This window comes from Stenotrophomonas sp. TD3, from assembly GCF_001939825.1.
In the GTDB taxonomy this organism is placed as follows: domain Bacteria; phylum Pseudomonadota; class Gammaproteobacteria; order Xanthomonadales; family Xanthomonadaceae; genus Stenotrophomonas.
Genome location: NZ_MOYM01000003.1, coordinates 244,079 through 256,574, shown reverse-complemented (window position 1 = coordinate 256,574; position 12,496 = coordinate 244,079). Strand labels below are relative to the sequence as shown.

At 64.8% G+C, this 12,496-nt stretch carries 29 protein-coding genes; 10 read left to right on the top strand and 19 right to left on the bottom strand.

The annotated features are described in order from the left end of the window. Positions 1-389 precede the first annotated feature (389 nt). Positions 390-638: a hypothetical protein gene (locus tag BKE09_RS20715; RefSeq protein WP_075677713.1), complete on the bottom strand. Its 249-nt coding sequence runs from the start codon at positions 636-638 to the stop codon at positions 390-392. On the opposite strand from BKE09_RS20715, the gene BKE09_RS23450 reads away from it, so the two are divergent. Beyond that, positions 631-1,014 carry a hypothetical protein gene (locus BKE09_RS23450; RefSeq protein WP_139319700.1) on the top strand — a complete coding sequence of 128 codons (384 nt, stop codon included), beginning with the start codon at positions 631-633 and terminating at the stop codon, positions 1,012-1,014. The genes BKE09_RS20715 and BKE09_RS23450 overlap by 8 nt on opposite strands. Before the next feature lie 6 nt (positions 1,015-1,020). Here the strand turns inward: BKE09_RS23450 and BKE09_RS20705 are convergent, their stop codons facing one another. Genes BKE09_RS20705 through BKE09_RS20695 form a run of 3 tightly spaced genes read right to left on the bottom strand, consistent with a single transcriptional unit; the run spans position 1,021 to position 2,056 of the window. Beyond that, the gene (locus tag BKE09_RS20705) at positions 1,021-1,365 is read right to left on the bottom strand and encodes a DUF1064 domain-containing protein (RefSeq protein WP_075677709.1); all 345 of its coding nucleotides are present in this window, start codon (positions 1,363-1,365) and stop codon (positions 1,021-1,023) included. Then, entirely contained in the window at positions 1,362-1,652 is a 291-nt protein-coding gene (locus BKE09_RS20700; RefSeq protein WP_075677707.1) for a hypothetical protein, read from the bottom strand. The genes BKE09_RS20705 and BKE09_RS20700 overlap by 4 nt, the downstream gene beginning before the upstream one ends. Then, positions 1,628-2,056 carry a hypothetical protein gene (locus BKE09_RS20695; RefSeq protein WP_075677705.1) on the bottom strand — a complete coding sequence of 143 codons (429 nt, stop codon included), beginning with the start codon at positions 2,054-2,056 and terminating at the stop codon, positions 1,628-1,630. Before BKE09_RS20695 ends, BKE09_RS20700 begins: the two co-directional genes overlap by 25 nt. Before the next feature lie 74 nt (positions 2,057-2,130). Here BKE09_RS20695 and BKE09_RS20690 point away from each other — a divergent pair, with 74 nt between their 5' ends. After that, positions 2,131-2,358, top strand: coding sequence for a hypothetical protein (locus tag BKE09_RS20690; protein ID WP_075677703.1), 228 nt, complete (start codon positions 2,131-2,133; stop codon positions 2,356-2,358). A gap of 46 nt (positions 2,359-2,404) precedes the next feature. On the opposite strand, the gene BKE09_RS20685 is transcribed toward BKE09_RS20690, so the two are convergent. From BKE09_RS20685 to BKE09_RS20615, 15 genes are all read right to left on the bottom strand, one after another. After that, complete coding sequence (locus BKE09_RS20685; RefSeq protein ID WP_075677701.1) at positions 2,405-2,719, bottom strand: hypothetical protein; 315 nt, start codon at positions 2,717-2,719, stop codon at positions 2,405-2,407. Then, positions 2,716-3,204 carry a glycoside hydrolase family 104 protein gene (locus tag BKE09_RS20680; protein ID WP_075677699.1) on the bottom strand — a complete coding sequence of 163 codons (489 nt, stop codon included), beginning with the start codon at positions 3,202-3,204 and terminating at the stop codon, positions 2,716-2,718. Before BKE09_RS20680 ends, BKE09_RS20685 begins: the two co-directional genes overlap by 4 nt. Positions 3,205-3,299: 95 nt before the next feature. Continuing rightward, the gene (locus BKE09_RS20675; protein WP_343124479.1) at positions 3,300-4,016 is read right to left on the bottom strand and encodes a hypothetical protein; all 717 of its coding nucleotides are present in this window, start codon (positions 4,014-4,016) and stop codon (positions 3,300-3,302) included. Positions 4,017-4,119: 103 nt separating this feature from the next. Continuing rightward, the gene (locus BKE09_RS20670) at positions 4,120-4,431 is read right to left on the bottom strand and encodes a hypothetical protein (protein WP_075677695.1); all 312 of its coding nucleotides are present in this window, start codon (positions 4,429-4,431) and stop codon (positions 4,120-4,122) included. Further along, positions 4,431-4,859, bottom strand: coding sequence for an HD domain-containing protein (locus tag BKE09_RS20665; RefSeq protein WP_075677693.1), 429 nt, complete (start codon positions 4,857-4,859; stop codon positions 4,431-4,433). The genes BKE09_RS20670 and BKE09_RS20665 overlap by 1 nt, the downstream gene beginning before the upstream one ends. Beyond that, positions 4,859-5,059: a hypothetical protein gene (locus tag BKE09_RS20660; protein WP_075677691.1), complete on the bottom strand. Its 201-nt coding sequence runs from the start codon at positions 5,057-5,059 to the stop codon at positions 4,859-4,861. The genes BKE09_RS20665 and BKE09_RS20660 overlap by 1 nt, the downstream gene beginning before the upstream one ends. Next, a complete protein-coding gene (locus BKE09_RS20655; protein WP_075677689.1) occupies positions 5,056-5,559 on the bottom strand; it encodes a hypothetical protein in 504 nt (167 codons plus the stop codon). Before BKE09_RS20655 ends, BKE09_RS20660 begins: the two co-directional genes overlap by 4 nt. Next, entirely contained in the window at positions 5,552-5,926 is a 375-nt protein-coding gene (locus BKE09_RS20650) for a Ref family recombination enhancement nuclease (protein ID WP_075677687.1), read from the bottom strand. The genes BKE09_RS20655 and BKE09_RS20650 overlap by 8 nt, the downstream gene beginning before the upstream one ends. Next, complete coding sequence (locus BKE09_RS20645) at positions 5,926-6,213, bottom strand: hypothetical protein (protein WP_075677685.1); 288 nt, start codon at positions 6,211-6,213, stop codon at positions 5,926-5,928. Before BKE09_RS20645 ends, BKE09_RS20650 begins: the two co-directional genes overlap by 1 nt. Further along, positions 6,213-6,431, bottom strand: coding sequence for a hypothetical protein (locus tag BKE09_RS20640; protein WP_075677683.1), 219 nt, complete (start codon positions 6,429-6,431; stop codon positions 6,213-6,215). Before BKE09_RS20640 ends, BKE09_RS20645 begins: the two co-directional genes overlap by 1 nt. A gap of 189 nt (positions 6,432-6,620) precedes the next feature. Continuing rightward, positions 6,621-7,223 carry a hypothetical protein gene (locus BKE09_RS20630; protein WP_240502963.1) on the bottom strand — a complete coding sequence of 201 codons (603 nt, stop codon included), beginning with the start codon at positions 7,221-7,223 and terminating at the stop codon, positions 6,621-6,623. After that, positions 7,189-8,115, bottom strand: coding sequence for a helix-turn-helix domain-containing protein (locus BKE09_RS23785; protein WP_139319699.1), 927 nt, complete (start codon positions 8,113-8,115; stop codon positions 7,189-7,191). Before BKE09_RS23785 ends, BKE09_RS20630 begins: the two co-directional genes overlap by 35 nt. A gap of 22 nt (positions 8,116-8,137) precedes the next feature. Next, positions 8,138-8,452 carry a winged helix-turn-helix domain-containing protein gene (locus BKE09_RS20625; RefSeq protein ID WP_075677677.1) on the bottom strand — a complete coding sequence of 105 codons (315 nt, stop codon included), beginning with the start codon at positions 8,450-8,452 and terminating at the stop codon, positions 8,138-8,140. Between the two features lie 226 nt (positions 8,453-8,678). Next, positions 8,679-8,864 carry a hypothetical protein gene (locus tag BKE09_RS20620; protein ID WP_005418752.1) on the bottom strand — a complete coding sequence of 62 codons (186 nt, stop codon included), beginning with the start codon at positions 8,862-8,864 and terminating at the stop codon, positions 8,679-8,681. A gap of 58 nt (positions 8,865-8,922) precedes the next feature. Then, complete coding sequence (locus BKE09_RS20615; RefSeq protein WP_075677675.1) at positions 8,923-9,363, bottom strand: hypothetical protein; 441 nt, start codon at positions 9,361-9,363, stop codon at positions 8,923-8,925. A gap of 28 nt (positions 9,364-9,391) precedes the next feature. Between BKE09_RS20615 and BKE09_RS20610 the strand changes: the two genes are divergently transcribed. The 8 genes from BKE09_RS20610 to BKE09_RS20580 all read left to right on the top strand — a co-directional run bounded on the left by BKE09_RS20610 (position 9,392) and on the right by BKE09_RS20580 (position 12,454). Beyond that, positions 9,392-10,135 carry a helix-turn-helix transcriptional regulator gene (locus BKE09_RS20610; protein ID WP_240502962.1) on the top strand — a complete coding sequence of 248 codons (744 nt, stop codon included), beginning with the start codon at positions 9,392-9,394 and terminating at the stop codon, positions 10,133-10,135. A gap of 35 nt (positions 10,136-10,170) precedes the next feature. Beyond that, a complete protein-coding gene (locus BKE09_RS20605; RefSeq protein WP_075678333.1) occupies positions 10,171-10,614 on the top strand; it encodes a hypothetical protein in 444 nt (147 codons plus the stop codon). A gap of 175 nt (positions 10,615-10,789) precedes the next feature. Next, on the top strand, positions 10,790-10,981 hold the full coding sequence (locus tag BKE09_RS20600) for a hypothetical protein (protein ID WP_075677671.1): 192 nt from the start codon (positions 10,790-10,792) through the stop codon (positions 10,979-10,981). Then, entirely contained in the window at positions 10,978-11,217 is a 240-nt protein-coding gene (locus BKE09_RS20595) for a hypothetical protein (RefSeq protein WP_075677669.1), read from the top strand. The genes BKE09_RS20600 and BKE09_RS20595 overlap by 4 nt, the downstream gene beginning before the upstream one ends. Beyond that, positions 11,214-11,642 (top strand): hypothetical protein, encoded by a 429-nt coding sequence (locus BKE09_RS20590; protein WP_075677667.1) that lies wholly within the window; start codon positions 11,214-11,216, stop codon positions 11,640-11,642. The genes BKE09_RS20595 and BKE09_RS20590 overlap by 4 nt, the downstream gene beginning before the upstream one ends. Continuing rightward, positions 11,639-11,815 carry a hypothetical protein gene (locus BKE09_RS23580; RefSeq protein WP_170871777.1) on the top strand — a complete coding sequence of 59 codons (177 nt, stop codon included), beginning with the start codon at positions 11,639-11,641 and terminating at the stop codon, positions 11,813-11,815. Before BKE09_RS20590 ends, BKE09_RS23580 begins: the two co-directional genes overlap by 4 nt. After that, complete coding sequence (locus tag BKE09_RS20585) at positions 11,808-12,212, top strand: hypothetical protein (RefSeq protein ID WP_075677665.1); 405 nt, start codon at positions 11,808-11,810, stop codon at positions 12,210-12,212. The genes BKE09_RS23580 and BKE09_RS20585 overlap by 8 nt, the downstream gene beginning before the upstream one ends. Continuing rightward, positions 12,212-12,454, top strand: a complete 243-nt coding sequence (locus tag BKE09_RS20580; RefSeq protein WP_075677663.1) for a hypothetical protein — start codon at positions 12,212-12,214, stop codon at positions 12,452-12,454. The genes BKE09_RS20585 and BKE09_RS20580 overlap by 1 nt, the downstream gene beginning before the upstream one ends. Positions 12,455-12,496 lie beyond the last annotated feature (42 nt).

Sequence of the window (12,496 nt, the reverse complement as noted above, 5' to 3'; positions counted from 1 at the left end):
GTCTAGGCCGGTGGGAATGGCATAAATTCACCCCCCCCCTGTGGAACAGCGGCGTGGAACGTGTCAGCCAGCCACCGGCCACCCGTCCTCATCGCACCCTCGGACCTGCACCGCCCCCCGTTCCAGACGCGCCTGATCGACGTTGTGGCAGTCGGCGCACTGGCTGTCGAAGGGTCCAGTCCAGAACATCTCCTCGGTCTCTCCAGGCGGGTGTCCGTTCGTGTGGTTGCATACCGTCGCCACCGTCACATGGCCGCGCGCCTTGCACCGGCTGCACAGCGGCTCACGGTCCAACTGCGCCTTGCGCGTGCGCTGCCACCGAGCCGTGCCGTACAGGTGGGCGAAGGCGCTGCCACCGGTCTGTCGGGTCCTGCGGCCGCGAGCCACGCTCACTGCTTGGCACTCCCTGCCCTTGCGGCAGCTCGCAGCTCATCCTCGTTGCGCTTGAGCGATCGGGCTTGCTGGATCAGGCAGCTGATCAGCTTTCGTCTCGCAGGCCCCTGATCCATGGCAGCAATAGAATCCAGGGTGTGCAGCGCGCCAGAGGCGATGTACCGGCTGAGGTCGCCCTCCTTGCCACCGCGCACGCACACTTCCACACGGACGACGCCGTCATCAGGATTGAACTGAATGGACACCACTGATCTCCATGAAGCACGACTCGTACTTGCCGAGCTGCTCCGGGTACATGACGAATTTGAAGAGATTGCCGCTGCAGGCGACCGCCATCGATCCCTGGCTCCACATGAACTGCAAAGCTACCGCGCGCGCCTGGTGGATCTGAAGGCCCACCTGAAGCAGCGCGCGAGCACCGGCACGGTCGACGGCTCGAAGCGACGGCCGACCAGGATCGAGGATGCGTTCTACGAGCCAGCGATCAGGCAGGCATCAGCCAACTTCTCCTTGCGGACCAATGCCCCACCATCTAAGTGGGTCACCGGGCTCTACGGGCCGTCCTCTGATATCTCCTACCTCGCTAGCCAGCTGCAGGAGCTGCTCAAGGAGCATCAGTAGGGAAGGTCAGAACTCCTCCACTTCCCAGCCACCGCCGTCACGCTTGCGCCGCACCTTCACCGCAATGAAGCGAAACGGGTACATGGCAGCGGCAATCTTGATCTTGGCCCTGGCATCGTCCTGCCAGTGACCCTTCACCTCGTGGCACTCCATGACGCCGTCGGCGGCCATGACCGCAAAGTCGGGCGTGTAGAACGTGTTGTCGGCCAGGCGCAGCTTCATGCCCTCGAACCGGTGCCACTGGACCCCGCCTGCGGCCTGCAACGCGCGCAGGCGTTCGGCATAGGCCGCCTCGGTCTTGTTCATCTCGCCGGTCTTCAACCGACCAAGGGCCAGAACCCGACGGTTCATCGCTTCACCTGGTCAACGCCCAACTCCCGGATCTCGCCCAACTGCTTGTTGCACTGCTGCAGGCTCAGGATGTTTGCGTTGTAGGCCGACACCACATTCTCCACGGACCGCTCCTGGGCTCGGTTGATCGGACACGGCTGGGTCAGCTCGGCCGGCGGCGCCACTGGCTTCTCCACCGTGACGTACACCACCTGCGGAATGTCCGGCTTGCTGGTCTTGGTGCAGCTGCCGAACCCGCACAGCGGCAGCGCCGCGGCCAGGATCACAGCAATGGAATGGCGTCGCATAGCTTCTGCTCCAGCTGTTGCCGGCATCCCGGCTGGTTCTTCGCATCCTGCAGCGCGCGCTCCGCCGCTGTTGCCCGCCGCCGACTCTCGGCTGCTGCCGCCTCCGCCCGGCGCGCGGCCTCATTGGCTGCCGCTCGCTGCCGGGCGGCGTCATCGATCGATGCCTGGGTCTGCCGGTTCACATCCTCCAACAGGAGGCCGCAGGCGGTGGCCGCTCGCAGATTCTCGGCCGCGTCAGCCTCTGCGGCAGCGCGCGCCTTATCGGCCTTGGCGATGGCGGCCTGGTCTTTGGCGGACTGGCGATCTTCACCGCGCTGGCAGCCGGTCACGAACAAGCCACCGGCCAGCGCCAAGACCGCCAGCACCTTAAGAAGGTCGGCGTATAGGCGTAGTGGGTACAGCATTGGGCACCTACATGAAGGGTGGCCCGCCTTGGGGTACGCTGCGCGTGCTACCAACACAGCCCAAGGAGGGTGAAATGAGCAGTGACCGGAACGACGAACTGGCGCAGTTGGTCGGAGAGCATCTGGGCCAAGTTGCGACGGGGGCGGCAGATCTCGTGCTAGCGTTGCTTGCTGCGCTGAAGCAACAGCCAGGAATAGACGCGGAGAAGCTAGTAGCGGACTTCGGGGACGCAATTCCGGACCGTGATGATGCTGCCGGGGCAGTCCATCGCCTGCTGAAGGCGCAGTTCAAAAAGCAGTGAATGCTCTTTGATCAAAGATGGGGCCAGTTTTATCCTGGCCCCATCTTTAGTCCGAACCTCCTGCCCTGATCGTGTCGCTATCCGGGTCAAACGGCGGCGGCTCCAAGCAGGCCGCGCGCATCAACCCTTCCAGCCGGTAGATGTGGCGGATCAGGCGCAGTTCCCTGGCCTCCATGCGGCCAACCCGTTCGCCCAGCCGGGTCACTTCCTCGCGCATCAGCTGGATCACGTTTACCTCGGCCCCTTCCCTGGCTGTCTCTACGAACTGCTTGCGCCACCACAGGGCCACGCCACCTGCGCCCACCATCAGGCCGCCGATCGCGGTCCCGATGGCCTGCCAGTCGATGCCAACCCCCGTCATGACACGACCGTCCCGCCAGCCTTGCGGTACACGGCCAACAGGTCGGAGACCTTTTGCTCGTGCTGGCCATAGCCGGCGCCAGGCAAGCTGGCCCATATGTTGCGAACGGCCGCGATAGCCTCGGTGATCTTGCCGGCTTGGATCAGCGGCAGCGCGCGGCGCTCGCGGATCTGCTGCAGCGCAATCAGGTCCTGGCTCAGAGGCGAGAAGTCCTTCAGGCCGAGCGTCTTCTTGTAGGCGTCGTAGTAGCGGCGCAGCAGTTGGTAGCGGCCGGCTGCCGTGGACTGAATCTTCATCTTCGGCAGATCCACCAGCACGCGCGGATGGTCGGCGTAGCCACGGAACAAGCCACCACCGACCAGCACGTCATAGCCGCGGTCGTTGGTCGGCTGCCGGCCGTTGTCCGTACCTTCGGACCAGGCCAGCATGTCGAGGAAGGCCACGACGTTCACGCCGCCAGCCTGTTGGGGAGTGATCTGCGCCATAGCGTCTCCGAAAAAGAAAAGCCCCGGCTGGGCCGGGGCTTGCGTCTGGATGGTGATCAATTTGCCCGCCAATCTGCGGACCCTGCAAGACCTCACTACGCAGCGCGATTCAGTGCCCGCGAAAACTGCTCGGCAGCAACATGCTCCGCGCTACGCATGCGCTCAAGCATCCACTCGTATACCGGGCGCCAGAACCGACGATACGCCGCATCGTCAGCGCCGATCGCCACCCCGCGCTTGCGCCCGCTGAGCTGCTCCAACCCCATGCCGCCGCACGCCTCACACTCAACGACACCAATCCCAGCCGGCGCGGCCTGGACCCGCGTGCCCCCGCAGGTCTTGCAGCAGCCACAGCTGGCCATCTCCGCAATCACTGCGCCGGCCAGCACCCCAAGCTGCTCCATGGTGTTGTTCGGCCAGGCCGCAGCGCGCGCCTCATCCAGAGCGTTCTCGGTCCTCAGCAGTTCGCGTCGCTGCGCGTCCGTTACCTGGCTGCCCCCCCAACCCATGCACGCCTTGGCGATGCCGAACTCAGTTCGTGCGATAGCGAGACCGTGCATCTGCCGGATGAACTCCGGGGCCACCAGCCCTATTACCGCTTTGCGCAGATGCTCGCGGCGGCGAGAAGCGCTTTCTGGCCACCACAACGCCTCCATCAGCTCCCGGCCGAGGCCGTCCTGCACGTACGCCATGGCAGCGGCAATGTCCTGCGTCGTCAGCTCGGGGCGCCCACCGCCACCGCATGCGTCGAACCTCTGCGTTGTTGGCCCCATGCGGCTTGCCAGCAGTTCGCGTGCCTTGTTCATTTCCATGCGCCTTCCCCTTGGTGGTCTGCTCGTGCAGCGCGCGATCGCGACTGGTGGTCATTCAGTGCGGGCCTTTTTAGGGCCTCTTTCTTCTCCAGGTATTGGCCCATCACGAAGGCACCTCTGGCCGAGTGGCAACACCAGGAGCCTCGATGAGTGCCCACGCCTGGTCAGCCAAGCGGCGAGCGAGAGGCTTGGACTGCCCCCTGCCTCCAACAAAGTCAGCGGCGGTCACCACGTCTCGCAGTAGCTGGCGCAGCTGCGTGTGGTTCACCAGCACGTAGCCATCAGGCGGCGCGAGTGCGGTTTGATAGGCGAGAACGGCGCGCGCAGCCCTTACCTCTTCCTTGGACAGCTCGCCAGGGGCGCATGCGAACACGTGTGCCAACATCGCCCGCGTCTGCTTCTCGATGGCGTCCATCACTTCACCCCCAGCGCAGCGCGCGCCTTGGCGTACTTGGCCCGCAGGCGAGCCGCCATGTCCTGGTCCAGCAGAGCCAGTCGTGACTCGTCGCTGTTGTCGGCGATATCTGCCAGCTTCACCTTGAGCGACAGCGGGTTCTGTCGAATTTTCCAGTAGTAGAACGCCTCGCTCTTGTTCACGCCGCGCGTCAGATCGAACACAGCCTCCACCACGGCCTGCGGGAACAGCATGACTTGGGTCGCGAATGCCGGTTGATCCTCCAGCACGTCGTGGAGCCAGGCCACCATTTCGGCGGCGTCATCGCCGGCGACCGCCGCTGCGACCCGAGCCACATGCTCGATGTACGGGCGGCCGGCCTTGTCGGTTTGGCTGGCATGCGCCTCTTCCGCCAGCCATCGGGCCTCATTCACCAGTGCACCGCTCATCAGGCCACCTCCGGGCCGGCCGGCTCGGCCGCATAGTGCGTGATCGCCGGGTTGTCACCCCGCCAGCTGCCGAACACCGGCCGCTTGCTAACCGAGTCCCACAGCAGCAACCGCGTGCCGCCCTGCGGCGCGGCGGCGATGGGCTGCCAGTTGACCGCTACGAAGCCCGGGGCCACTTTGATCTCTGGGCCGGCAGTCATGCTCGCTGCTCCCAGCTTGCCGTCAGGCGCTGCACCTGCCCGCCGCGCGCCTGGAACTGCTCCACCGTCTCCGCCGGGCGCTGGCCGTCCTTCTCCTTGCCCCACGCCTTCGCCGGGGCCAGGCCCGACAGCCGCTCCACTCGCGAACGATTGATGGTCATCTTGTCCACGCGCGGCGCCTTCGGCTGTGCACCGTTGCGCGCACGGTAGGCTCGGCCACGCTCGATGCGCCGCTCGCGAAGTTCCTCCGCTGTCGCCTTGTGGAAGCGCATGCCCTTTCCGCTGTAGCGGTACGCGGCAGTAGCCCGGGCGCCCGTCTTCACCAGGTAGCCGCAGCTCACCAGCCACGTAAGAACATCGCGGACGCCGTTGCGCTCCTTCGTCTTGTCGACGCCGGTCACGTCCATCAACTCGAACACCTGCTGGTGGCCGAGCGGCTGGCCCTTCCTCGCTTCGAAAATGGTCCTGACCTCGTCGGACAGGCCTGTCGGCTTAGCCATTGGCGGTTCTCCTGAGATGGTTCACATAGGTCTGCTGCGCGATCAGTTCGTCATCGGAGCAGTACAGTTCGTGGAAGGTTCTGGAGCCGTCTTTCAAGCTCCAGCCGTAAACCTTGGACATCCATGCGAACGACCTCCCCTCTTGCGGGATGCGCTCGTGGTGCCACTGGCACATGGCGAAGCCGAAGGCATGGCCGCGCCGGATGTTTCCTGACTTGCAGTGGTGGTAGTCGCAGCCGTAGACCACGCGGTGCTTAGGAAGCAGGTTTCGCGTGTAGAGCAGAAGGCAGACCATGCACGGCCCTGTCTTCGCCTTACGGATCCGGCGTGCTTCTTCCTTCGTTGGCGCCGGTGCCTTCGACCACATCAGCGCGCGCCCTCCCTGCTCATCCTTGATGGGCACACGCGCCGGTAGTAACCGATGCCGCTGTGCGGATCCTCGCCTTCCCCTGCCATGTGAAAGCTCATTCGCTTACCAAGGTCGCAAGGGTTGTAGTCCTTCGGCGGATCGAGATCGGCGGTCCAGAACTTGAAGTGCCGACACTGGTCGCATGGCTCTACGTCATCCACGTCCTTGCGCTCGTTCCGACGCCGCACCACTTCCTCCAACAGCTGGTCGGTCGTGAACTGAGCGAGGATCTTCTTGGCAGCCATCAGCGCACGCCCTGGTCGGCCAGCCGCCAGCCGTGCTGCCAACCTTCGGCCTTCTCGCTCAGCGGGCCGGCGCGGCGGTTGGCGCCGTCCTCGGTCTCACATTCGATCCAGACCAGGTGAGGGTTGTCGCTCAGGCGCAGGCCGTTGAGCCGTGCCGAGTAACCCGCGTTGATCTCCTTGGCGAGCCTGCTGCGCGTGCTGTACTTGGTGAAGTCCATCAGCCTTTTTTCCTCGTGGTGCTGCGGCGTGCCGCACTCAGTTCGTGGTCTCTCTGGTCCCACCCGGCCTGCCAGCGGCGCCGCCGCGTCACACCGTCCTGCCCCATCTCGTATCGCGGTGCTGATTCCCGACTGCGGCAGGCATCGCGTGCCCAGCGGCCGGCCTGCTCCGCCTGGGCCAGCTCCGCCTCAGTCACCATCGAAGTTCAGCTCGGCTGCTGCCCGCTCCATCGCAGCGCGCGCCGACTCCCGGTCACGCACCGGCCGAACGCCGTGCTTCTCCTGCTCGATCGCCAGCACCGGCTGTGGAAGCGGCTTCCCGTCGACCACGTGCTGGACAGCGCGCGTGTAGGCCTCTTCCAGCATCCGTCGCTGCTGCGATCCGTGGTCAGCCGAGGCGTACACGTGCAGGTCCAGCAGCGAACGCACTAGCACCGTGAACCCGCTCTGCGGCCGGCCCGGCGCCATCTCCCGCTCCACCGCCGCCATGACCGGAATGTCCAGGCACATCGTCAGGAACCGCGGCGGGTTCGGCGGCCACTCCCGGCCCTCGGTCAGGCAGCAGGCCATGCCACGCGCGTGCTGGGCCCGGCTGCGGCCCTTCAGCACCTGGAACCAGGTGCCGGCCGCGATGGTCAGGCTGCCATCCTTCTTGAACGGCCCCGCGCCGTTCTCGCGCTCCCACTTCCCCGGGAACATGGCCGTCATCTGCTTCCAGAACTCCCACAGGTAGGCGGTCTGCTGCTCGCTCAGCGGCTCAGACGACGACGGCAAACTCGGCGTCGACGACATCGCCTGGTCCGAACCCAGCGCCGCTACCGTGGCCACCGCCTCGGCGGTCGGCGTAGAACTGCTGTTCGAGCTGCTCGGTGCGGTCGGCAGAACCGTGCTGATGGCTTGCATGGGTTGCTCCTGCGGATTGCTGGGCGACAGGGATCACGGGCAGCGCCAGGCCGGCGGCCATCGTCTGCTTCAGGGATTCGTTCGGGTCGTGGCCGGCGGCGATCAGGTTCAGCAGCTGCTGGCGCACCTGGAGCCAGCCCTGGACCGACAGCGGACGCCGGATCGCGGCGCGGTGCCGGACGAACCGGGCCAGCTGCTCACGGTCGACGCCGGTTGGCGTGCTGCCGAAACCGGCCAGCTCGCGGTCGACCTGCTCGGACGTCAACCCCAGCGGGTCGGCCTCGCGCTCACACTCGCGGTGTGAGGGTTGCTCTTGGTTGCTTTTGGTTGCTCTTGGTTCGGGTGCAATAGCTGTTGCACCCTTTTCGACGCCGTTTTGCACCCTTTCCTGCGTCGTTTTGCACCCTTTCCGACTCTGTTTTGCACCCTTTGCAAAGGGTGCAGAATTTGCACCCTTTGAATCCTCGGGCTGCTCGCCAGCGTCACCGCCGACTGCCAGAGCGCCACCCTCGATCCAGTACGGGCTGATCCGGTACTCACGCGGCCGGCCGCCGGACTTGTAGCCCTTCAGGCGGCCGCCGCCCTCGCAAACCACCTCGAGCCAGCCGATGCGCTCCATCTTTCGGAGCTGGTACTGCACGGAGCGTTCCGACTGCCTGGACTTCACGGCCAGCTTGGCGACCGACGGGAAGATGTGCGTACCGTCGTCGTGCGCGTGGTCAGCCAGAGCCAACGCCAGCAACAGCTCACCGCCGCCGCATGGATAGCGTTCGAAGACCATGCCTGTCATGCGTGCAGCCACGTCAGATCCCCAGCGTGTAGTTGTCGCCTGGGGCCACCGGCCACCAGGTGCATGCCGGCTTACCGGTGGTGGCGCATGGTGCCGATGGGCCCCGCCAGATCCTGCCCTCGCTGGCCAGCTCCGGCAGACGCCGCCCCAGCATGTGGCGATCAAGGCCGGTCAGCGTTGAGAGGTGGAGGCTGCTCTGCCCCGGGTGGCGGATGACTGCCGCTTCGGTCTTGGCATGCTGGATGCGCAGCGCGCCGCTGGCGACAAGGTCGGCAGCAGCGGCATGGCTGGTGTGCGGATCGGTGGAGCGCGCGAGAGAGCTGCTCATCGGTACTACCTCGTAGGGTCGTCGGGTCGCTTCAGTCCCTGAAAAGGGACAACTTCGCCGTTACTTCGCGGGAGCCGGTAGCGGCGCCCAAGTTCGCCGCACGCCAGCTCTGTGGCGGCCTCTTCGGGCGTGATGCCGCGTGAGGCCGCGTATTGCTCAAGCTGCTTTCGCTGATCGCGCGACAGCTGAATTTCCATGGACCCTCCCCAGGGACTCGTTGGGTCCTTCAGGCCGCATCACGGTCGGGGCTACGCTGTTCCAACGCGGCAAGGCCAGCCAGCACCAGGTCGCGCACGAAAACCGCAGGCTGGCGACCGTTGAAGTTCGCCGCCGCATCGATCAAGGCCTTTTCCGTGTCGTTGAACCGGACCTTGATCGGGTTGTCACGAAGGTTCGAAGGATCTGCGTACATATCCGTATGAGAAGTTCAGGAGGGAGTGGTGGAACGAACTGCTACAGCGCGCGGCATGTCAGGCCACGTCGACCTGAGTGATTCGGTCATGATCGAAATCCGTGGGGACAAGCGGGTCGGGTGGCTTGGCCTCGCCGCCAAGCAGGCGTTGGATTTGCGGGAGAGCGGGCAACACGCCCTCCTCCGGCCAGCCCTCGACCTGTGCCGCGGGGAGCTGCAGCAAGGTCGCCAGGTGCTTGTCGCTTGCGATGCCGAGTCGGGCGCGCAGCGCGCGCTTGCTCATCCGGCTGTCGATCTCGGCACGCATGGAATCCACAGCAACTGCAATCGCCCGCGGCTTCATTGCGGCGAGGCGAAAAGCAGCGTCAGCGCGCGGAGAGCGCGTCCGGCCAGCCCTGATCTCGCGGACGGCGTTGGCAGTTACGCCCATCCCGGCGGCCAACTCATTCACCGTCGCGCCAGCGCTCAACAACTCTTCGATGTGAGATTTCCAGTCCATGGATAGCGAAACTACAGGATTCTGTTACGTGAATCAACAGCATCCTGCCACAGAATTCTGTGACCATGAGGGCATGGAGACAATCGGTGATCGCGTCAAGAAAGCGCGCAAGGCGGCCAACATGAGCCGCCATGAACTAGCCGCTGCGACTGGTGTCGGCTACAGCACCCTGTCGGAGCTGGAGCGCGGCGGCATGCGGACGAGCACCAAGCTGAGGCTCATCGCAGATGCACTGGCAGTTTCCCAGTCCTGGCTCGAGACTGGTCAAGGCGACCCTGGGAACATCGGCACCGCAGGTACGGGACCAAACTCCAAATCAATCTCACGAGTCGCGGAGACTGAGACGGCACCTGGCTATGTTCGCTTCGACCTGTTTGAAGGAGAGGCGGGGATGGGACCAGGGCTAGTCAACCAAGACTTTCCGGAAGTGGTCAAGACGATCGAAATCGCGGAATGGGAAGTCCGCCGCAAGCTGGGCTACCTCCCCAGGGCTGGGCGCATTCAGATCATCACAGGCCGAGGACCGTCCATGCGCCCGAAGCTGGAGGATGGTGACATTGTCTGGATTGACACAGGATGCGACTACTTTGACGGCGACGACTACTACCTGATCAACATCGGCGGCGAGACGCAGATCAAGATGCTGCAAAAGCGCGGGGATGGCATGTACGTCGTGAGCATCAACACAGAGTTCCCGACTTACCGACCTGACCCTGACGACGTAACCATCCTCGGCAAGGCGCTGATCCATGCAGGGCTGCGGCGCTTTTAACCATGGGTTGCCAACTTATCGGAGAACGGATGCGGATGAAGAAGAATCTAGTGGTGCTGCTGGGGGCGATTGCGCTGGCAGGTTGCGTGATGCCGACCAAACAACCAGTGGCGAGTGAGATAACCGAGGTCCCACGGGAGCGAGTGGAGAGGATCAACGAGCAGATGGCCCCACTTGGTCGCATCAGTGTCACGCGTGATGTTGGCCTTCTGGGGAGCGGTTGCTACCTTGGCCTTATGGTTGATGGCCAGCTCGCAGCCAAGCTCGATCCAGGTGAACGCTATTCCGTTGACTTGTCGGCCGGCCGACACCTGCTGACAGCAACATTCGTCAAGGGTCGCGGACTCTGCGGGATTGGTAGCGAGAAGCAGGCCGCCGCTCAGAGGCGAAGCACCGAGATTTTTGTCGACGCTGGGCAGAATCGCCCTTACCGAATCCGCACCGGCGAGACCGACGTGACGATTGAGCCAGCGTTCTAAGAGTCCAGGGCCCGAAGTACCGATACCCCCGCGCTGCGGGGGTATTTTTTTGGGCGCCGTCCACTACGGCCAAAGAAATCACAGAATCCTGTTGACGACGAAATACAGAATGCTGTAATTTCGTCCTGCCGCCAGTTGAGGCCCTATTTCGGGGCCGGGCGCAGGAGACCACGCAATGGACACCCTCTCCCTGAGCTGCCGCTCAGCAGAACTGAAAGTCACCGCTGACCCCGTCAGCGAGCGCGTCATCACAGACATGGGCGCAGCGCGCCTGCACCTGACCGCCGACGAGGCCGTGCAGCTCGGTCGGTCGCTCCTCAACGCCGCACATCAGCTGCGCGGCGAAAGCCAGGACGCCGCCGCATGAGCGACGTCATCCTCCACTTCCCCATCGCAAGCCTGCGCGCCAACGCCGTCGCCCAAGCCGTGCGCCGCGCGGCCCAACGCCTCGGCTACCACCAGCACAACGCAGACTTCGCCGCCGACCTGGCACGCCGAGACTTCCTCTCCGGCCGCTGCAGCGCAGCGCGCGCCATCTCCGAAATGGTCGACCAGCTCCGCACCGCCATGCGCCTGATGCGCGCCAAAGGCGGTGCAGCGTGACGATCACCGCGCAGACCATCGTCCTACCTTGCGGCGATGACGCCCAGCGACACAACCCGAATGAAGCGCGGTCGTTCACCGGGTTCCGAATCGGTCCGCTGTTCTGCCACCACGCCATCAGCGATGACGAATCGTTGCTGTTAGCAGGGCAAGGTGAGGCGGACTACGGCGACTGGGGCATCACCCACCTTCCGAGCGGCGCATCCATCCAGCGCGCGATTCCGAGCCACTTCCGTGCCATCTGGCTGGCTCGCCAGCTGCTGGAGATTCCTGGCATGGACGGTGATTCGGCTCCGCAGGTACGGGCGGCAGTCGCGGATCAGATGGCGGCTATCAACGTCCTCCGTGGCGATGCAGTGAACGGAGATTGCCAAGGCGCATGCGTCAGCGGGTTCGGCCTGTACCAGGGAGACGACTTTCCGTGACCGACCCCGACTTCTTCGCCGCCATGTCCGTCGGCATCCCGCCCATCACCCCGCCAATCCGTATCGGCCTCGACCTGGCCGCCGGCACCGACACAACCGTCGTGGCCGAGGTCGCAGCCGACGGAACGACCACCCGAATGACCACTTTCCCGAAGGAACAGAGCAATGGATAAGCCCACCTACAGCTGGTCCTTCGACGAAGAGACCTACCACGGCCACCTCGGTTCGATCGATGAGGCCATGAAAGCCGCCTTTGATCGAGAAGTGCGCACCGCCGATGCCGGCGAACTGCGGCCGGGCGTGCACATCGGTGAAAGCGAGCCGTTCCATCCATCCAGCCTCTTGGACGCCGACTCGTTCATCGACTGGGCGCAGACGCAGATGTACGACGAACTGGGCGAGGCCTCGGAAGACTTCTTGGGCTCGATCACCGCCGAGCAAAAGCAGGAACTGATCAACTTCCTGGCCGACTGGATCGGCCGCGCCGACGCCGGAAGCAACTACTGGAAGATCGTCAACAGCTCGTTCCACCGCTTCGCCGACTACGGCCTGCGGCAGGAGGCCGAGTGATGCGCCACCTGGCCCTGCCCTTCTACTGCGCTGCCGTCGTCGGCCTGCTAATGGCGCTGATCGCGCGCGCCATCTACACCGATGCCGGCTCGCTCTTCCCGCCCTTTGGTGCTGGCGTCGTCTTCTTCACCTGGTGCGGCGTGCGCGACCTGCGGTGCAACTGGCCCGCTTTCCGCGAGGAGATGCGGCAGCGCTCGGCCGAGCGCGCGCGCATATCGCTGCCCGCCGACGACACCCACTGACCCCCTGCCCTGCGCTCTCCCCCTGTAGCGCAGGGAACCCGC